Source organism: bacterium, from assembly GCA_026416715.1.
Taxonomy (GTDB): Bacteria; UBP4; UBA4092; order JAOAEQ01; family JAOAEQ01; genus JAOAEQ01.
Genome location: JAOAEQ010000032.1, coordinates 1 through 20,974, shown reverse-complemented (window position 1 = coordinate 20,974; position 20,974 = coordinate 1). Strand labels below are relative to the sequence as shown.

The following is a 20,974-nucleotide window of genomic DNA, read 5'->3' as shown; positions in this document are numbered from 1 at the left end:
CAGGGCTAGGCATAATCAATCAATATATATATTTTTTTTTCGGATTGCAAGGTTACGAACCTAGTGCATCATGATAAATTGGCTAGCCCCTATCTTTAGATAGGGGGAACAATGTTGCTCTCTGCATTGGGGCTTCAGCCCAGCAGCTCAAAACTCGAGACTGTTAATTATTAATTTTTATTTGGAATCGTAAAAATAAACGTACTGCCTTTACCGAGTTCGGATTCAACCCAGATTTTCCCGCCATGTAGTTCAACTAACCGTTTGGTTAACGCTAACCCGAGTCCGGTACCTTCATATTTCCGTGCGCGTGAACCATCGACTTGTTCGAATTCGTTGAATATCCGTTCCTGGTCTTCTTTAGCAATCCCGATTCCAGTATCTTGCACCGCAATCTGAACCGCATTACTTGCTAGCTGAACGAAAATCGATATCGTTCCATTCTCAGGCGTAAATTTTATCGCGTTACTTAATAAATTATACATAATCTGTTTAAACCGACTGTGGTCAACCGTAACCGAGGTTATCTCCGGAGCAATTTCACGCTGTATCTGAATATTTTTCTTTTTCGCTAACGACCGAACGATAGCTTGCACTTCATCTAATAATTGCACTAAAGGTAACGGTTCTGGATGTAATTCAATTTTACCAGCGTCAACTTTCGCTAAATCGAGTATATCATTTATCAGGGCTAACAGATGTTTTCCGCTGGTTACAATATTATTTATATATAGTGACTGTTGTTCATTTAGCGGACCGTACGCTTGTTCTTTTAATAGTTCCGCAAACCCAAGAATAGAATTTAACGGGGTACGCAGTTCATGACTCATATTCGCAACAAATTCAGATTTCAATCGGTCAGCTTTCCGTAACCGGAGATTCGCATATTCCAATGCAGCGGTTCGTTCTTTCACTTTCTGTTCCAATTCAGCATACGATTTCTGGAGTTGTTCCGCCATCGAATTGAACGCAACCGCAACTTGACTCAGTTCATCGCTGCTGGTTATGGGTAATCGAACATCGAGCTTCCCCGCAGCAATTTGTTCTGCTCCCTGCCGTAACTCTTCTAACGGTTTGGTGAGATATCGAGCGAAGATTATACTAGTTGTAACCGAAACGGCTACCGCTACTGCAGCCGCAATTAAGATACTACTAACTACTCCGCGATAAATTACATCCGCAATATCTTGAGGAACCGCATGGATCACTGAGGTGAGAAACGGTATCATTGTTACCGTAATGATCATAACGGTTATCAAAATGATGATAACAAACGACCAGATTATTCGACGTTGTATCGTCCATTTCATATTAGCCAAATGTCAAATGAATTACAGAGCTCAAAATATCGAAAAGCTGACTGAACAACATAAAATCGGAACACCAGAAGAACGATGGGAACATTCAGATTTATTGTTCCATTTTTATTGTTCCATTTTCAGGTTTTAAGTCCTTTCTACTGTTTTCTCTTTGATATTGGAATTTAAGATTTGGGATTTAACAAACTACTCCCATTCGATAGTACTCGGTGGTTTCGAACTGATATCATAAACCACGCGGTTAACCCCTTTAACTTCATTAATAATCCGATTACTGATTTTGCCTAACAAGTCATACGGCAACGGTACCCAATCTGCGGTCATCCCGTCTTCGCTATGCACCGCCCGTATCGCTATCACATGTTCATACGTTCGTTCATCGCCCATAACGCCAACCGTTTTAACCGGAAGTAATACCGCAAATGATTGCCAGAGTTTCGTATACCATCCAGCTCGTTTGATTTCTTCAACGACAATATGGTCAGCGAAACGTAAGATATCCAATCGCTCTTGATTCACTTCACCGAGAATACGAACCGCTAAACCAGGACCGGGGAACGGTTGACGTTGCAGAAATTCTGCCGGGATACCGAGTTCTTTCCCCAGCAATCGGACTTCATCTTTAAACAATTCTTTCAACGGCTCGATGAGTTTTAGTTTCATTTTTTCGGGGAGCCCGCCGACATTATGATGCGATTTAATCGTCGCTGACGGTCCTTTCGTTGACCGACTTTCAATTACATCCGGATACAGCGTTCCTTGCGCTAAAAACTCAACCTGGGTGAGTTTCTTCGCTTCCGATTCGAACACGCGGATAAATTCTCTTCCGATAATTTTCCGTTTCTGTTCCGGGTCAGTTACTCCAGCGAGTTTTTTTAGAAATCGATCAGTTGCATCAATATACTTTAATTGGATACCAAATGTTTTCCGAAATAACGAGTTCACTTTTTCCGCTTCGTTCAGACGTAATAATCCATTGTTAACAAAAATACAGGTTAACGCATTGCCAATCGCGCGATGCATTAAAACCGCAGTTACCGTTGAATCTACTCCGCCACTAACCGCACAAATCGCTTTTTTTCTCCCGACCGTTTCGCGAATATGGTGAATTTCTTTTTGAATAAAGGAAGACATGGTCCAATTCGGTTGACAATCGCAGATTCGGAATAAAAAGTTTTTGAGCATGTGCGTTCCGAATTCAGTATGGACAACTTCCGGATGAAACTGGACTCCGTAGATTTTTTGTTTCCCATCGGCTATCGCTGCAATTGGTGTATTAGAGCTTTTCGCCAACTGAATGAATCCCGGCGGCATAATGACTACTTGGTCACCGTGACTCATCCAGACGGTTTGTCGGCGAGGTAGCTGCGCAAAAAGTTTGTTCGGTTTCAGTATCTGGATAGTAATACGCCCGTATTCGCGTCTATGGTCCGGTTCAACTTTTCCACCGAGTAAATGTCCGATAACCTGCATTCCATAACAGATCCCGAGGAGAGGGATATTAAGCTTAAAAATATCACTATCCGGTAACGGGGCATCCTTGCTATATACACTGGCAGGACCACCGGAAAGAATCAATCCACTAGGTTTCTTTCCTTGAATATGGGTAGCTGAAATTGTTGGAGCGACAATTTCGCAATAAACGTTTAATTCACGGATACGACGCGCGATAAGTTGCGTATATTGTGACCCGAAATCCAGAATTAAAATCATGATTGATTACTCAGATTATTAGATTTGCTTATATAGATTCAATCATTCAATCACCGCAATCATTAAAAAATTGCGGTAATCAAGTTTTATGATATTCATAGTATCTAGCAGTGCAATCAGTTGTCAAGTAGAAAATGTAGGGTATAGCTTGAGATTGTTTAAGCAAAAAAATTTGATTGCTATCAAATCCGAACTGTCATTGTATAATTCAAGGAAATCTGATAGAATAAATACCAAATTCAAAGATATTTAATCATTGAATATGATAACGGTTCGTTCTTAATAGTAGCGAACCTATTTTTTTTATCTTGGTATAAAAAGGGAGTAAAATTATCTACTATGCAATATCGTGAATTCGGGAACATGGGTATTAGGTTATCTCGACTTGGATTTGGAGCGATGCGATTACCCATGAAAAATTCGGAACAGGTTGATGAAGAGGAATCCATTCGGATAATCCATCGTGCGTTTGAACTCGGAGTGAATTATATTGATACTGCGTATATGTATAACCGTGGACAGAGTGAAATCGTGGTTGGTAAAGCGGTGAATAGCTGGAAAAAAGGTAACATTTATGTTTCAACGAAAAATCCTAAAAATAACGAGACCGGAACAGTCTGGCGCGCATGTTTAGAAGAGCAGTTGAAAAAACTCAATCGCGATTATATTGATATCTATCACATGCATGGAATTAACTGGAAACAGTTTGAAGAGAATATCAGTAAACCTGGCGGACCACTCGATGCTGCATATCGAGCGAAAGAAGAAGGATTGATTCATCATCTTTCATTTTCGTTCCACGATAAACCAGAAATGCTGATTAAATTAGTTGATACCGGAGTTTTTGAATCGGTTACCGTGCAATATAATCTGCTTGACCGAAGTAATGAATCTGCAATTGCTTATGCTCATCAAAAAGGGCTTGGAGTCGTGGTTATGGGACCGGTTGGCGGAGGAAGATTAGCTGCACCGTCTGAACCGATTCAGAACCTTATTCCTGGTGGATTTAAAAGTACGGCGGAAGCAGCGTTACGGTTTGTGTTTGCGAATCCGAATGTCGATGTCGCTATTTCTGGTATGAATACGATAGCTATGGTTGAAGAGAACTGCGCGGTTGCTAGCCGAACCGATGCATTATCTCCTGAAGAACAACAGCGGATGCGAGATATGTTAGAAGAAAATAAACGGTTAGCTGATTTATATTGTACCGGCTGTGGCTACTGTATGCCGTGTCCGAATGAAGTTAATATACCGGTGAATTTTCGATATATGATTTACTATCGAGTCTATGGATTAAAGGACACCGCAAAAAATTTATATCGCAAAATCGGTTCTACAGAAACCTGGTGGGTCAAAGGGAAAAATGCGGCGGCGTGTGTCGCTTGTGGTGAATGCGAACCGAAATGTCCGCAAAAAATCCCGATAATAGCTCAGTTGAAAGAGACCGCTGAAACTTTAGGAGAATAAATTTTATGTTTAATTAAAAGCAGATTCACCATTGGTTAGTTTGCGTTTTATTGTTGATAGCCAATAGCAAACTCCGAACGCTAGAGTTTGTTTCCCTGCCATTTTGGCACGTTCCCCCGTAATTATTATAACTTAAGTGAAATCAAGCATACTATTTTATATACTACAAATGAATTTGACAAAATCTCGTCATGTATCATATCATATTTAGTCAATTATTTTTTATCAAGGGGGTAGATTGGTATGGTGAAAAGAGTAATTGTAATGGTATTACTTTCCGCAAGTTTATTGGTTTCAGTTAGTTTCAGTGCACCGTTAAAAGTTGCAGTTTTAGATTTTCGTAATACTAGCGGGTATGGAGGTCCGTGGCATATCGGTGGCGGAATAGCGGATATGTTAGCGACAGCGTTATTTAAAACGAATAAATTCGATGTTATTGAACGAGAACGGATAGATTTGATTCTGAAAGAACAGAAGTTTCAGCAGACCGATATGGTAGATGAATCTTCTGCAGTTGAAATTGGAAAACTGCTCGGTGCCAATGTTATTATAACCGGGAATGTAACCGAATTCGGGGTTAAACGCAGTGGACTTGATTTTGACCGATTCGCTCCGCAAGGGTTACGCGGGTTATCGGTGAAAACGCAAACGGTACGGGTTGCATTAGATGCACGAATGATTGATGTTGAGACTGGAAGGTTGATTGCTGCGGAATCAGCGGATGCCTCACATTCTTCTGGGAACATTGGAATCGGGATTGAAAATACCGGATTAGCGTTCGGTGATAAAGGGTTCGATGAAACTTCTGCCGGAAAAGCGACTCGGGAAGCGGTTAATAAAATGGTGCAGAAAATTGTTGCGAGTTTATATTCGGCACAAGTCGCTTCCGTAGATGGCGATGAAGTTATCATTAACATCGGTAAAAATGATGGGGTTAAAATCGGGGATATGTTCGAAATCAAATCGTTAGGTAAACCGATTATCGATCCTGCCACAGGGAAAGTGCTAGGGTATAAAAAATCCGCTACCGGAAAGATTAGAATCGTTTCGGTTGAGGATACGTTTGCTACCGGAACGTTAATTGAAGGAGTAGCTAAAGAACGAGATGTCGTAGAAAAAATTGAGAAAAAGAAATAAGGTTTTGAAATAAAACGCAATAGAGATTTCCACCGCAGGACGGTGACGAGATTGGTATGGAATTTAACAAATTGATTAAAATAATTGTAGGGTTTGGTTTATTAGGTATTGGTTCAGGTGCGATTGGTAAACCAATAGTTATTCAACCATGGCAGAAAGAACCGATTCTGCTCCCTGTGGTTTCAACCACTTTTAAACAAACAGCAAATTCTGCTCAACTACGGTTGCTTACGAAATATTATGCGGTCGAACAAGCATATACCGAACTGAATGCGTTCATTCTTGCATTACCAATTGATAGCACGAGAACTATTCAAACGATTCTCGAGAAACGGCCGCAGTGTATTCCAGCCATAGATAGAGCTGTTCGGACAAAATCAGTCATAACCGGATTCGAATATACTTCTGATTCGAGCGCGCAGATAACGATTATGCTTGAACCGAAAGTAATCATCGATATTCTCGGTTCGTATATGAAACCGGAGAAACCGCCGAAACCAATCGAATCAGAAAAACCTAAAAAGTCAAAAAAAATTAAATCAGAGACAGTGAAAAAAGGAAATACAGATAACGAGAATAACCTAAGTCTCAAGCAGACGCAATCATCAAGTACGACAGCAACCGTACTTCCAACACAACCTGATGATAAAAAAGAAAAATTATCACCCAAAAATTCTGCTACTCCATAATCGGTTAGCTCAAGAGTATGGTAAACCGAGGTGGCAACCAGGTTATGACCCGTTAACCGAACTGATTTTCACCGTATTATCCCAACATACGTCCGATAGTAATCGGGATATAGCGTTCGCTCGGTTACGGAAAAAATTCCCAAACTGGGAATTGGTTCGTGATGCGCCGAAACAGGAAGTCGCTGAAGCGATACGAACCGCAGGATTATGGAAAATCAAATCTGCTCGGATTCAATCGCTCCTACGGATGATAACTGAGCGATTCGGTAAACTCAGTCTAGATTTTTTAGCTAAGTTGGATACAAATCAAGCGAAAGAAATCCTATTGTCGTTAGATGGCGTTGGATTAAAGACCGCAGCGTGTGTCCTCCTATTTTCATTACATCGCCCCTTGTTTCCAGTAGATACCCATATATTTCGTATTACCAAACGAGTTGGACTTATTCCGCAAAAAGCAACCCCGGATGATGCTCATCAGATTTTGCAGGAGAGTGTTCCTGGAAAAATCATGTATCCATTTCATATCAATTTAATTCGGCACGGGAGACTCATTTGTAAAGCGGAACGTCCGGAATGTAACCAGTGTTGTATCTACGACCAGTGTAAATACTATTCTAAGTCCAAACTCAATAACTAAAACCCAGTATAAAAGGTTAGGCCTATACTTTAATCAATCTGCAGAATATCCAGAAACAATCAATAATTGTAATGTTTGAATAGAACATATATGGTATCAGTCAAATCTAAAATTCTTGTCGTTGATGATGACCCGAACTCACTTGCCGCTATGGGAGAAGCGTTAGAGCGAGCAGGCTATGAAATTCTTTTAGCGCGTAATGGCACAGAAGCGTTTCAAATATTGACTGCGACACCGCCGGATTTAATTCTAACCGATTTGAAAATGCCGAGTATTGATGGACTTGAAATTTTAAATGCTGCCCGTCGAATCGACCCGAATATTAGCGTGATTATCATCACTGGATACGGCACAGTTGAAAGTGCAGTTGAAGCGATGAAATCCGGAGCGGAACATTATTTAATGAAACCGATTAATCTAGAAGAATTACGGGTCGTAGTTAAGAATGCGCTGGAAAAACAGAAATTAATTCATGAAAATATCCAACTGAAGAAGAAAATCGAGCAGAAATATGGATTTGAAAATATCATCGCCAATTCGAAAGAAATGCACGAAATTATTGAAACGATAAAGCAGATTGCGCCAACTCGAGCGAATGTATTGATCACTGGAGAAAGTGGAACCGGGAAAGAATTAATTGCCAACGCGATTCATTATCATAGTAATCGTGCGTGGGCACCGCTGGTGAAACTCCATTGTGCAGCTTTAGCGGAAGGAGTGTTAGAGAGTGAATTATTCGGACATGAAAAAGGTGCGTTTACCGGAGCGATTCGGAGTCGGAAAGGGATGTTCGAACTAGCGGACACCGGCACATTATTTTTAGATGAAGTAAGTGAGATTCCGTTATCTACACAAGTTAAACTACTGCGCGTGATTGAAGAGCAGGAATTTATGCGAGTTGGCGGGACGAAAAGTATTTCCGTTGATGTGCGAATCATAGCTGCAACGAATAAAGATTTAAAACAGGCGGTTGCAGAAGGGAAATTCCGGGAGGATTTGTTTTTCCGCTTAAATGTGGTCAGTATTTTTTTCCCGCCGTTACGGAATCGGAAAGATGATATACCGCCGCTGATTAAACGGTTTCTCGAAGAAATTGCAAAAGAAAATAATAGAGTTACGCCACATATTACTCCGGAAGCAATGAATGCGTTAGTTCGCTACGAATGGCCTGGGAATGTTCGCGAGTTACGGAATGTAATTGAAAGTATCGTAGTTACCTTACGTGGGGATACCATCAAGTTGACCGATATTCCGCCGCATATATCAAAGCTTCCCGTATCAACTGGATATTCGGCAGAACTACCGGTCGGATTATCGTTAGAAGAAATTGAAAAAGAAATGATATCCCGGACGTTAAAAAGTGTTAATGGAAATAAAACCAAAGCTGCGGCGATTTTAAAAATCGGGTTACGGACATTACATCGTAAAATTAAACAATATGGATTAACCTAATTGGAATTTCGAGCTATTTTTTGCTATGATATTATAATTTATTTGAATGTTTAATTAACGTTATAGGAGAGTAGATTTATGGCGCTTATCGTTCAAAAGTATGGCGGGAAATCCGTAGCGACACCGGAATTATTAAAAGAAGTAGCAGCGCGGATTATTAAGACAAAACGCGCCGGGAACCAGGTGGTTGTGGTAGTTTCCGCGATGGGTAATACGACTGATAATCTGATTGAAAAAGCAATGCAGGTTAATCCGGAACCTGAGGTTCGCGAACTGGATATGTTGTTAGCTTGCGGTGAACAAGAAGCGGTAGCGTTATTAGCGATGGCAATTTCAGCGCAAGGTGAACCTGCGGTTGGATTTACCGGTCCCCAAGCAGGTATTCATACTGACGGTAAATTTGGTAAAGCGAAAATTACCCGAATTTACCCGAATCGAGTTCAATCCGCATTAGAACAAGGGAAGATTCCGGTTATAGCCGGATTTCAAGGAATAGCCGGTGAATCGGATATCGCTACACTCGGTCGTGGCGGGTCAGATTTAACCGCAGTAGCGATAGCTGCGAGTATTAAAGCGGATGTTTGTGAGAAATATACCGATGAAGAAGGGGTATATACAGCAAACCCGAAATTAGTTAAAGATGCGCGGAAATTAGAGGTTATTTCGTATGATGAGATGATTGAATTAAGTTCGTTAGGCGCAAAGGTTCTGCAGGCGCGATCAGTATTATTTGCGAAAAAACATAATGTTCCGATTCGGGTTCGGTCGAGTATGAGCGACGACCCTGGAACGTTGATTACTAAGGAGGTAAAAGGTATGGAGCAAGCGGTGGTGAGTTATGTTATCCCAAGTAAGAATGAAGCAAAAGTAACGATTGTGGGTGTTCCGGATAAGCCGGGAATTGCTGCGTTGGTATTCGGTAAACTAGCAGAAAAAGAGATTAGTGTTGATATGATTATTCAGAATGTAAGTGAAGCTGGGAAAACAGATATAACCTATACCGTTGCGAAAAGCGATTATAAAGAGGCTATCAAAGTATCCGAATCGTTGAAGAAAGAAATCGGCGCGCGCGAAGTGAAAGGAGACGATAAAATCGGGAAAATCTCCGTTGTCGGGGTTGGAATGCGAAGCGCGCCGGGAATAGCGGCAACGATGTTTTCTGCGCTTGCAGAAAAAGGAATTAATATCGAGATGATTAGCACTTCTGAAATTCGGATATCCTGCGTTATAGATGAGAAGCATCTTGATACTGCAGTGAAAGTATTACATGAGAAGTTTGAGTTAGGGAAACGTCAGCCAGGTGCATAGAGAAAATTTCAGAACAATCGTTCGGGATTGCTTTAGGATGGTTCATTACTTGAGTGGTTGAGCAATCCCGTTTTTTATTTCCGGGAGATGTTACTGACTACCGAATAAGTCATTTCAAGAAAGCAAGATCGTATGCTATAATTTTTTAGCATTTAGGATTTGAGATTCGTCATTTTTAATTGGAGGGTTAGCCCTAATTGGTAAGGCACCTGACTTGAAATCAGGCGGGCTTTCTGCCCATGGGGGTTCGAGTCCCTCACCCTCCGCCATCCAACGCTGCCAATCCGGATGGCAAATCATATGTGATATAATTTTTCCTCGTAATCAAATCAAGTTTTTTAAGGAAGCCAATTCTAATGGTCTGGAGAGGTGGCCGAGTCGGCTGAAGGCAGCCGCCTGCTAAGCGGTTGTGGGGCCTTAAAAGCTTCACCCAGGGTTCGAATCCCTGCCTCTCCGCCAGTTTCTGTTGAAACTTCGTCTAGGAAGCTATCTAGCATTCCAACCTATCTATAAGAACCTCATAGAGTCCAGAATGACAGCACTAATTTACGTGAACCCACATTTTGCATGAGCAGTATAAGGTATAGACTAAAGCAGTTGCCCTGGTAAGGGCGATTAGGTTTAGCCCAACATCCCATGCTGGGGAAACTGATTAGCCCCGACCTTCAGGTCGGGGAGACGAGATTAGTACTATGTGGGCTTCAGCCCAGAATCCGCCTGCAGTAACGCAAGCTGTCAGCCTGTAGAAAGTTACCACTCGTGGCTAGGCAGACCGATCAGTCGTCCCTGACGGGACTAGCGGTATGGTGGTTCATCCTGCCCCAGCCATGAATGGCTGGGCTAGTATCAATCATCCCTTCGGGATTGACAAGAAGCAATTTTGGCACCGCAAAGAGTGCAGAGACCGAAAAGATTCTACTTGGTTATCCCTGGTAAGGGCGATTGAAATTAGTCCAGCATGCCATGCTGGATTCTGTGCGAAAGAAAAACGACGTAGTCCCACTCGGAACGGTTGAATGAAAAAGAATCTTTTCACCGCCGAGACCGCTGAGTTTCTTCTCGGTTATAATAGACTGAACTAAATTTCCCTTAGCGGATCCAGCGTTCTCTCCGGTGAGCGAAAGAAAAGTTTTACATTCTGCGTTGATTAACTCTTCTACATCGTGGTATGATTAGTTAAATAAATAAGCCGGATGTAGTATCGGGGTTAGAACGAGAATATCCTGAATAGCTTCGTTTCTTTCCGCTTGAACTTCGCATTATCATCGAAGTTAATCGGGATTTCGAATTTTAAATGAAACCGATTATAACCCAGCGAATTTTTTTAGTATTATTTTTTGTAACATTAACATTATCAATATTTTTGTTCAGTTCAAACGCTGTAGCAGTTGCCGGTGCGGTATCAATCAATCTGGAGCAGAAAACTGCATTTAAATTACTCAGGTCGGATGAACAGAGTATCATGGTTTTATTTCGTCCGGTTAAACCTCTAGAAAAATCATCGATTCCATTTCAGACTTATATAGCGTTGCCACAACAGGGTATTCCGGAAGTTAATATACCTGCATTCATCTGCCAGATTTGGACTAACGATACACTCGTTCAAACTGTTAAGAATGATACTGCGATAGTTCCGCAATCGGATTTATTCCGTTTGGTTACGTTAGATGAATCGCAGTATATTCGTGATGTGCGTGTTTCGCGATTAACCGTTAAACCTATTCTCGATTCTGGAACACAAAAGAAGATATTCACCGAATTAACGATTGAAATCAAATTGAAGGTATCTTCAGGCAATCAACCTATAGTTATTCCAACCGTTGATACTACCGTTAAACGGATTGGATTAGAAAAAATTCTTGCGGATTTGGTACTGAACTATATGGAAAGTTTCAAGTTTCGCGGGTTACCTGCGCTGACAACGCAAACCTATTCGGAGTATCCTGGATCAATTGTTTCATGGCATCAAGGGAATAGAACCAGTTGGGCGTGTATAACTGCGACACAATCCGGGTTCTATAAATTCTCCCGGTCGGATTTAACGCATCTTGGAATTGATCCTGCGCAGGTTGATTTAACCAGACTGCAATTATTCTTGCAGGGGAAAGAGATTCCATTACAGATTTATGAATCGATTTGGAACGATACGTTCATTCTCTTTTATAACGCGCCGATTGATTCGCCGTATACGAATACGAACGTATATTGGTTAACCTGGCAAGGGCAGACGGGAATTCGGACAGAAGTTTACCCCCTGGTATTTCAGCGAAATTGGAGCGGTGAAACAATAACCCGAATTCGGGATACGATTCGGTTAGAAGAAAATCGGTTGTTTGAAGAGACCGTAGTAGCTCCAGCATCGGGGAATGACCGTTGGTTTTGGAAAATCCTTAAAGTTAAGAAGCCGGTCGAGTTCGTGATTCCGCTGTATAGTTTGGATACTGCGGGATTAAGTTTCGATACCGCATCGTCGTTCTGCCAATTATCAATCAATTTTTATGGCAAATCTGAACCGACCGGCGGTGAAGACCACCACGTTCGGATTTATCTAAACCAGCAGGTTCTTGACGAACTTCGTTGGGCAGGCAAAACTGAAAAACATTATACTCGCTTTATTCCTGTTAGTCAACTTACTATCGGGATGAATACAATCCAGCTCGAATTACCAGGAGATACTACCTTTCGTGAGCAAGATGAAGTTTATCTCAATTATATCCAGCTTGAATATCCGCGAGTATTGAGAACCGAAAACGGGTTCCTAACCTTCCAAACCGACCAGATTGTTGCACAAACCACATCAACAACCGATAACGTCTTGGCAGAAGTTACGCTTGAACCTGGTCTAACCGATTATTTTGTCTGGCAGCTTGATACTTCTGGGAAACCGAGACAATTAGCGTTACCGATAACCAAGAATCGGCTTCTGATTCCGATTTACTCTGGTTCAGCGAACAACAAATATACATATATAGTTCAATCGTTATCAGCTGTATCAACCATTACACTATACCGATACGTTCCCAGAGATGATTTGCGAAATATTAACCAGCAAGCAGACTATATTATCATAACACATTCACTATTTACTTCAATTGCGGAACGATTCGCTATCGAACGCCGCAACCAAGGTTTAACCGTTCGTATTGTTCATATAGAAGATATTTACGACCAATTCAGTTACGGGATATTTGATCCGCGAGCTATTCGTTCATTCTTACAGTATGTCTTCTATTATTGGAAAAAGCCGGCTCCGAATTATGTACTTCTCATTGGAGATGCTAGTTCGGACTATCTCGGGAATTTTGCAAACGGTGTAATCAATTATGTCCCTTCATATCGTAAGTATATTATTGGCGGAGATTGCGCTTCCGATATGTGGTATACAGAAATTAGCGGAACCGATATTATTCCGGATATGCTGATCGGTCGGATTTCAGTCAATAATCTCGATGATGCGGAGACGATTTTTAATAAAATTTTCCGATATGAACAGAGACCGAACTATGGCATTTGGCGGCAATCGGTTCTGCTAGTTGCAGATGACGGGTTCGAAGAAAATTGTCAGCGGCTAGAACAAGCATATATTCCGCAAGCATATATTTCACGGCACATCAATTTGCGTGAGTTCGGATTAGAAGATAATTTCTTTTTACCGACCAGCGTGAAAAGTAAAATCAGTTTAGAATGTAACCGTGCGCTGCTTGATGCGCTCGACCATGGAAATTTAATGACCATCTATTTCGGGCACGGTTCGCCGAATGTATGGACGCATGAACGAATCCTATTCGGGGGCGATTCGAAAAATAGCGATATGAAAAAGTTAACTAATGGTGATAAATTAACGTTCGTTGTGAATTTAACCTGTTCAACCGGCGGGTTCGATTATCCGCAGAAACCGTGGAATATCTGCATTTCAGAGGATATGCATCGAGCGAAATCTGGTGGTGCAGTAGCGTTATATTGTCCGTCCGGGTTAGGGTTCACGCCGCAACATCAAACGATGACCGAATTCTTAACCAAAGCGATTTTTTGGGATAACCAGCGAGTGCTCGGCGATGCTATCGGCCAATCGGTAATCGAATATGCGTTTGAGAAGAAAAACGATTTGATGCCGGAAATGTTTATCTTATTCGGAGACCCGGCAATGAACTTAGCGGTGCCGAAATCAACATTTGCAATGACCGCAACTCCACAGTGTATACCGATTAAACAACCGGGTAAAGTTCTGGTTGCGAATCAGCAGAAACTACCGTTTAATAACGGGTACGGTGAATTAACTGATACGGTTAATCCGCAGTCGTTTCCGATAAAACTAGCATCGCCCGGATTCAAACAAAGTATAACAATTCCTGCATCTGATACGGCACAATCAATTTTCATCCGAGGTTATCTTGCGGATACTACATCGAATCTCGATGCCGTCGGTTCAACGAAAATATCCGTCGATTCGGTTCAGCTGGATATTGATATCCAGCGCAATCCGAACAGAACCGTCGGGAAATCGTCGGTAGCAGTGATAATAACCAATCGGAGTCAATTTCCGTTGGATAGCGTAACTGTAACTGTTTGTGTTGGGAAAGATACTGTTATATCGAAACGAATTGCCGGAATATTCAAAGAGAACGCTAGGTTAACATATCCTATTCAACTCAATGCTGGACTAAATGTGGTGCAGGTTCAGGTTACAGCTGAAAATCAGATGTTTCTGAGCAAGCAGGTTATTCCGGTCAATTTTCCACAGGGTTCTACGACGAAATTATCTCTCGCTCCGGAAGAGATTTCGTTAAGTCCATCGCCAGCGGTTGCCGGTGAAGTAGTTAGAATTTCGATACCGGTCTATAATTTAGGTTCAATGTCCAGTGAATCTACGCAAGTTAGTTTATGGAACGGACAGAGCCAAATAGACCGCGAACAGATAATACATTCAATTCCTGCATATAGCAGCTATACAGTTTCATTCACTTGGAATACTCGCGGGAAATCTGGAAAGCAAGAATTATTACTTCGTGTGAATCAGCAGGAGTTTGCGCGGTTCACAACCGAATTATATAAACCTGCTGATGTTGCGATTCAGCCGGCTGATATTTATTTTCATAAAGCGAAATATACCGATGGTGAAACGGTATTCATACTTGCGACAGTGCGCAATCTAGGCGATGTGCCGGCGAAACAAATTGAGATAACCGGATTCGATGGAGACCCGCGTCGCGGTGGAAGAATCTTAGATAATTTAGCTAGCTGGGAAACGATAACGATTCCGGAAATCCCAGGAAATAGCACATACCTGGTTAAACTCCGCTGGGATGCATATAATAATGCTGGCGACCACGAACTGTTTATCCAACTTGACCGGAGTAATCGGATACCGGATGTGAATCGCGAGAACAATCTTGCATCGAAAAAACTCCATATTCGAACGAAACCGAATCTGGATATAACGAATAAAGATATTATCAAGAGTCCGGATGTAAAAACATCGCGAAGAGTAACCTTAGTTGCTACGGTGAAAAATATCGGAGAAACGGAAGCGGAAAACGTGCTTATCCAGTTTTACGACGGGGAAGATAAAGAAACGCGAATTGCGATTGGAGATGAAATCGTGGTACCGCTACTTAACGCAGGAGAAGAATATACTGCGCAGGTTGATTGGATTGTTCCGGAAGAGAAACGGAAACATAATATCAATGTTGAAGTTGGTACGAAACAAAGTGTCTGGAAAACCTTCGAATCGTTACCGCCGTCGAGATGACATAAAGAAATCCGAGATTCGTAGTTTACCGCAGAGACCGCCGAGACAGCCGGATTCTTCCGGTTATTCTGGGTTAAAACCCAGTGAGAGTGTTGATTCATTCCCAGAGGTAACACTCAAGGTTATGCAACAGGTGTAGTCGTCCCTAAAGGGACTAGCGGCGCTGTTATTTATCGTGACCCAACCATGTATGGCTGGATTAACATCAATCATCCCTTCAGGATTAACAAGAAACAATTTTTTCACCGTAGAGAACGCAGAGTTCTTCTCGGTCATAAACCAAACCAATTTTTCTCAGCGAGCTCAGCAATCTCTGCGGTGAGCAAACTCGGGTTGGAGACTTCCATAGAACGAAGTATCGGAAGAACCAAACGGTTGTTCAGATTCTTAGGTTTTTCGTTCTTTATTCAACTTTATGGACTTAACTCAGATTCCGTTTGAAGACCGGAAAACTGCGGAAAAAAATCTGCTACGTTTATCCGAAAATCTATTCGACCCGAGCGTGTTCCCGCGGATTCAACCACAGCTGGTGAAGTTACTCGCTGGTTCTCCCGACCCGGATTTAGCGTTAACTAATTTCGAACGCTACGCTTCTGCGGTATTGAATAAAACTGAACTATATACCTTCCTAGCGAATAATCCAGTAGCGTTTGAATATTTAATTCGATTATTTAGCGCTAGCCAGTTCATCACCGATGTGTTGATTCGCAATCCGGAATATTTCGATTGGCTTCTTGAAGACCGAGAGCTCCGAATGCAAAAAGGATACCACGAGTTATGTCTGGAGTTGCGTAGTTTACTGTCATCGCTGCAATCAATCAGCCGGCAATATAACGCGTTACGGCGGTTTCATCGTCGAGAATTATTGCGAATCGGCGCACGGGATATTCTCGGCATTGCAGAGTTTCCAATAGTAACTGCAGAATTATCAGATTTAGCCAGCAGCTTATTGCAAATCGCTATAGAACTTGTCACCCCGCAAATCCAGCAGCAGTATGGCGTGCCATCGGGTACTAGTGGTAACGGGTTTGCCATTATTGGATTGGGGAAACTTGGTGGATATGAACTCAATTTCAGTTCCGATATTGATATCCTTTTTGTTTATGGAGAAGAAAACGAGACATCAGCGGGAATAAGTCATTTCGAGTATTATAATGCGTTAGCGGAAGCAGTAATCGAAGTATTAACCAAACCGACTGCACAAGGATATGTTTATCGGGTAGATACACGACTTCGTCCGGAAGGCAGTGCAGGTCCTTTAGCGCGATCGTTGGAAAGTTATGAAACATATTATCAAGCATACGCAGAAACTTGGGAACGAATCGCATTGATTAAAGCGCGTCCGGTAGCCGGCGATGAATTGATTGGGAAACAGTTTATGGAATTAATCGTTCCGTTTGTCTATCGGCGGACGTTAGATTATAGCGATATAGAAGAAATCCAGCGTCTAAAACTGCGTTTACAATCGGAAGCAACGAAACTCGTTGCGGTAACCGATGAGGTGAAAAGTGGGGTAGGCGGAATTCGGGAAATTGAGTTTACGATTTCCTTATTACAACTCTTTTACGGCGGAAAAGAACCAACATTACGGGAATCAAACACACTCCGGGCAATAGCGCAACTAACAGCAAACCAACATTTATCAGAAACGGAATCGGAGCGGTTACAAGCTGCATATATTTTTCTGCGCAACGTTGAACATCGGTTACAGTCAATGGCATTATTACAAACGCATACCTTGCCCAGTGACCAGAACGAATTGCAGAAGTTAGCACGTAAATTAGGGTATAAGAATCAAAAAGAAAAAACTAAAGGGCAAAAGGTAATCCTAAAAACCGCAGCAATGCAATTTCAGGAAGAATATAAACAGCATACGGACTTTGTGCATTCGATTTTTTCGAAGTTATTTCGGTCTGAGCAAGTCGCTGAAGCGAAACAGACGCAGCTCCTGATTGAAACATTATTAGACCCGACAGTTGACCCGGAAGCGGTTGCAGTCCACCTAACCCAATTCGGGTTTCAAGACCCGAAACGCGCGTTACGCAACCTGCATAAATTGTATGCAACAGCTGGTGAGACTGTTTCACCGCAGCATACCCGAAAGTTATTCAGCTCGATTCTGCCTCAGTTGTTTGAACAATTATCCGCAAGCGCTGACCCAGATACCGCATTCAGTTTATTTGAACAATATCTCCACGCGAGTAAAGCGGCAACTGCGGTATATTCCGTTCTTGCGCAGGAACCAGAGGTAATTAGATATCTGGTAACCTTATTTGCGACCAGCGATTATCTGGCGCAGATACTGATTCGCGAACCAGCATTATTTGATATTTTACTCCATCTATCGACACCGGTTGAGTTTCCGGCACTGCTAACTTCTCTGTCGGAGTTAGCGCGATTACGTGATGCAGAAATTTTCCGGATTGGATTGCAGGATATCGTGAACAAAGTTGATATCTCTGCGGTATATCGAGCGTATACCGAATTAGCGGAACGCGGTATCAATCTCATTTATCAGAAAATATTACAGGAAACAAAAACTGGAAAAAAGGAAGAACAGCTACCGTATGCGATTTTTGCGCTCGGCAAACTTGGTGCGTATGAAATGACATTTGGTTCAGATTTAGATTTAATTTTTGTTTTCGACTCTGCAGAGTTTGAATTCTATAATGTTCTTTCCGAAAAAGTTATTCGGTATAGTAACGAATATTTTATACCGGTTGATCCACGGTTACGACCGGAAGGTGGAAAAGGAATCCTTGCGTTATCGATAGATGCGTATGCGGATTATTTTCAGGCACGGGCATCGTTCTGGGAGCGTTTAGCATATACCCGAGCGCGGTATATCGCCGGAGATAATCTGCTGGGTGATAAGTTTACTGGAATAATCCATCGGTTTGTTTATGAACAGCCACTTCCGAAAGATATGCTAACCCAGATTCACGAGATGCGTCTGAAAATGCAAACGCAATCAGAAACGAAAGAACCCGGCGGATATGACCTCAAGACCGGGTTCGGCGGACTCGTTGATATCGAGTTCATCCTACAATATTACCAAATTAAATTCGGGAACCGAGATAATCGCTGGCGAACATCAAAACTAGAACCATTATTTAGTCTCATTCGCCAGCAGAAAGTATTGCCAGAACAAGAAGTTGAACAACTTTATGCGCATTACCAATTCATTTCGCGATTACAAAATAAATTACGGTTATCTATCGCCAGCACCGCTAATACGCTCCCGACTGATGAACGGATCCTGACCCGACTTGCGAAATTATCCGGATTCAATTCCGGCGAACAACTGCTCACCGAATATCAGCAGGTTACCCGAACGACCCGCGCTTTATTCCAGAAAATATTCGGTATTTAGGTAGAATAAATAAAATAACATTTCATTTATAATTATAATCGCAATAATAGTAAATAATGGCAATATTTGTTTCCAATATTTATTACACGAATAGAATTTTCTGTGAATAAACGAACTGTAGCAGATGTTATGGTGAATAGAACGCGAGTATAGTTTCAGCATGGAGTATGATTAAAATTATTAATACCGCCGAAACCGCTGGTATGTATACTATTAACCTGCGAGGGTATAGTACCTAATAAGCAGCGGTACAGACAGTGAAACTTCACGGGAGGTATCCTTTATGTCGCAGAAACAAATTTATTTATCCAAAATTGCAGTAATCTTATTGTTAACCGTTTTGTTATGCGGCACAACTTTCTACTATCTATGTTTTGCGAGTGCGTTGAGTGTAATCCCGGATTCGGTCACGGTGAAGTTTGATAAAGAATTGATGCATATCAGTTTCGTGGCACATAGTGAGTTCGCGGAACCTATCCCAGCGAAGTTGAAAATCCAGATTGTAGATTTGGATGGGAATATCGTTAGGGAAGATATACGAACCGTCCAACTCCAGCCGGATAATAGGAAATATATGGTTTCTATTCCAGTGAAAATCGAGTCGGATAAATTGCCATTGTATGTACTCAAATATTCGTTAACGCGCGACGGCGGATATGGCGTCAAAGGAAGCAGAAGTCTTTTTGCTGCAACGAGTCAGCTCGAAACGAAAATATTCGGACAGCGGGAATTTTATACCGGGAGTAACGCTGCGTTTCGCATCGTTGTGACTAACCATGCGACTGGAGAACCGGTTGCAGACGCAACGGTTACCATTCGTATAGGTGGCGAATCCGCACCGATATTGTTTACCGGAAAAACGAATCCCCACGGTACGCTCGATGCATCATTTGTTATTCCCGCAAGTATGAAAGAAGAACAAACTGACTTAATCATAAAAGTCGAATCCTCACTCGGTACGGATTTGGTTACCGAGAAAATCAACTTGAAACGCGGATATCGAATCTTATTAACCACCGATAAACCAATATATCAACCGGGACAAACGATCCATATCCGAACGTTAAGCTTGAATATCCCGAATCTGAAACCGGCGCGACGGATGCCGCTCATTCTAGAAGTGTCTGATTCCAAAGGGAATAAGGTGTTCAAGAAAGAACTTACTACAGACCGATTCGGCATTGCCGCTGCAGAGTTCGAACTTGCGGAAGAAGTGAATCTCGGTGTCTATGCAGTGAAAGCGACACTAGGCAAAATCGAATCGGAAAAGAAGGTTACTGTTGACCGTTACGTTCTACCGAAATTTAAAATTGAGGTTAAAACAGATAAACAGTATTATCTGCCGGGAGAAATGATTACCGGTGATATCCAATCGGATTATTTCTTCGGGAAACCGGTTACCGGCGGGAAAGTTACCGTAGTTGCATCGAAATTTGAAGTTCGGTTCGAAGAGTTCGCTCGCGTTGAAGGAATCTTGGATAATTCCGGGCACTATCGTTTCGAACTGAAACTGCCGGACTATTTCGCAGGAACGCCGCTTGAACAGGGTAACGCTTCTGTTAAACTTGATATTGCGGTGATAGATTCTGCTGACCATAAACAGGAAAAAACCACTATGCTAACGGTTTCGAAAGACCCGATAAATCTCTATGCGATTCCTGAAAGCGGAACACTGGTTCCGAATGTCGAAAATATCATCTATATTATGTCCAGTTATCCGGACGGGTCGCCCGCACCTGCAGATTTAGAAACAAATTTAAATCGCGAAATCCGAACTTCAAAATTAACCACCAATGAACTCGGAATAGCTAAACTGCGGATAACCCCAAAATCCAATGCATGTAAATTTACTGTTTCTGCAAACGATAAACAAGGGAATACCGCAAAAAAAGAGTTCAGCTTCAGCGTGGATACAACCCGTGATGCGATTCTACTCCGACCAGATAAATCGTTATATCAGGTCGGGCAAACCGCCCAGCTGCACATATTCACTACCCAGCCGAAAGGAACAGTATATCTGGATGTGGTTAAAGACGGACAGACGTTCTTAACCAAATCGGGTGAACTTGACCGCGGAAAAGCAGTGTTCGATTTGGTTCTCGACCCAACGCTAACCGGCAGTATCCAGCT

The 20,974-nt window shown here is 42.0% G+C and carries 11 protein-coding genes and 2 tRNA genes; 11 read left to right on the top strand and 2 right to left on the bottom strand.

Features of this window, described 5'->3' with window-relative positions:
* Positions 1–170 precede the first annotated feature (170 nt).
* Positions 171–1,310, bottom strand: coding sequence for an ATP-binding protein (locus tag N3A72_11535; GenBank protein ID MCX7920210.1), 1,140 nt, complete (start codon positions 1,308–1,310; stop codon positions 171–173).
* A 195-nt stretch (positions 1,311–1,505) separates the two neighbouring features.
* Positions 1,506–3,032 carry a glutamine-hydrolyzing GMP synthase gene (gene guaA, locus N3A72_11530; protein MCX7920209.1) on the bottom strand — a complete coding sequence of 509 codons (1,527 nt, stop codon included), beginning with the start codon at positions 3,030–3,032 and terminating at the stop codon, positions 1,506–1,508.
* Between the two features lie 339 nt (positions 3,033–3,371).
* Between guaA and N3A72_11525 the strand changes: the two genes are divergently transcribed.
* From N3A72_11525 to N3A72_11475, 11 genes are all read left to right on the top strand, one after another.
* The gene (locus N3A72_11525; GenBank protein ID MCX7920208.1) at positions 3,372–4,499 is read left to right on the top strand and encodes an aldo/keto reductase; all 1,128 of its coding nucleotides are present in this window, start codon (positions 3,372–3,374) and stop codon (positions 4,497–4,499) included.
* 243 nt (positions 4,500–4,742) lie between these two features.
* Positions 4,743–5,636: a hypothetical protein gene (locus tag N3A72_11520; protein MCX7920207.1), complete on the top strand. Its 894-nt coding sequence runs from the start codon at positions 4,743–4,745 to the stop codon at positions 5,634–5,636.
* A gap of 56 nt (positions 5,637–5,692) precedes the next feature.
* On the top strand, positions 5,693–6,325 hold the full coding sequence (locus N3A72_11515; protein ID MCX7920206.1) for a hypothetical protein: 633 nt from the start codon (positions 5,693–5,695) through the stop codon (positions 6,323–6,325).
* The gene (locus N3A72_11510; GenBank protein MCX7920205.1) at positions 6,279–6,962 is read left to right on the top strand and encodes an endonuclease III; all 684 of its coding nucleotides are present in this window, start codon (positions 6,279–6,281) and stop codon (positions 6,960–6,962) included. The genes N3A72_11515 and N3A72_11510 overlap by 47 nt, the downstream gene beginning before the upstream one ends.
* Before the next feature lie 90 nt (positions 6,963–7,052).
* Entirely contained in the window at positions 7,053–8,414 is a 1,362-nt protein-coding gene (locus N3A72_11505) for a sigma-54 dependent transcriptional regulator (GenBank protein ID MCX7920204.1), read from the top strand.
* 78 nt (positions 8,415–8,492) lie between these two features.
* A complete protein-coding gene (locus N3A72_11500; GenBank protein ID MCX7920203.1) occupies positions 8,493–9,722 on the top strand; it encodes an aspartate kinase in 1,230 nt (409 codons plus the stop codon).
* A 181-nt stretch (positions 9,723–9,903) separates the two neighbouring features.
* Positions 9,904–9,991 (top strand) — tRNA-Ser (locus N3A72_11495).
* A gap of 94 nt (positions 9,992–10,085) precedes the next feature.
* Positions 10,086–10,181: transfer RNA gene (locus N3A72_11490), tRNA-Ser, on the top strand.
* Positions 10,182–11,016: 835 nt separating this feature from the next.
* Positions 11,017–15,471 carry a C25 family cysteine peptidase gene (locus N3A72_11485; protein MCX7920202.1) on the top strand — a complete coding sequence of 1,485 codons (4,455 nt, stop codon included), beginning with the start codon at positions 11,017–11,019 and terminating at the stop codon, positions 15,469–15,471.
* A gap of 415 nt (positions 15,472–15,886) precedes the next feature.
* Positions 15,887–18,844: a bifunctional [glutamate--ammonia ligase]-adenylyl-L-tyrosine phosphorylase/[glutamate--ammonia-ligase] adenylyltransferase gene (gene glnE / locus N3A72_11480; GenBank protein MCX7920201.1), complete on the top strand. Its 2,958-nt coding sequence runs from the start codon at positions 15,887–15,889 to the stop codon at positions 18,842–18,844.
* Between the two features lie 283 nt (positions 18,845–19,127).
* Positions 19,128–20,974, top strand: a 1,847-nt coding sequence (locus tag N3A72_11475) for an MG2 domain-containing protein (protein MCX7920200.1), incomplete at its 3' end; no start/stop codon positions are given.

Excerpts from the sequence above, each read along its gene's own strand:
- N3A72_11535 (MCX7920210.1), bottom strand. The coding sequence starts at position 1,310 with ATGAAATGGACGATACAACGTCGAATAATCTGGTCGTTTGTTATCATC.
- guaA (MCX7920209.1), bottom strand. The coding sequence starts at position 3,032 with ATGATTTTAATTCTGGATTTCGGGTCACAATATACGCAACTTATCGCG.
- N3A72_11525 (MCX7920208.1), top strand. The coding sequence starts at position 3,372 with ATGCAATATCGTGAATTCGGGAACATGGGTATTAGGTTATCTCGACTT.
- N3A72_11520 (MCX7920207.1), top strand. The coding sequence starts at position 4,743 with ATGGTGAAAAGAGTAATTGTAATGGTATTACTTTCCGCAAGTTTATTG.
- N3A72_11515 (MCX7920206.1), top strand. The coding sequence starts at position 5,693 with ATGGAATTTAACAAATTGATTAAAATAATTGTAGGGTTTGGTTTATTA.
- N3A72_11510 (MCX7920205.1), top strand. The coding sequence starts at position 6,279 with ATGATAAAAAAGAAAAATTATCACCCAAAAATTCTGCTACTCCATAAT.
- N3A72_11505 (MCX7920204.1), top strand. The coding sequence starts at position 7,053 with ATGGTATCAGTCAAATCTAAAATTCTTGTCGTTGATGATGACCCGAAC.
- N3A72_11500 (MCX7920203.1), top strand. The coding sequence starts at position 8,493 with ATGGCGCTTATCGTTCAAAAGTATGGCGGGAAATCCGTAGCGACACCG.
- N3A72_11485 (MCX7920202.1), top strand. The coding sequence starts at position 11,017 with ATGAAACCGATTATAACCCAGCGAATTTTTTTAGTATTATTTTTTGTA.
- glnE (MCX7920201.1), top strand. The coding sequence starts at position 15,887 with ATGGACTTAACTCAGATTCCGTTTGAAGACCGGAAAACTGCGGAAAAA.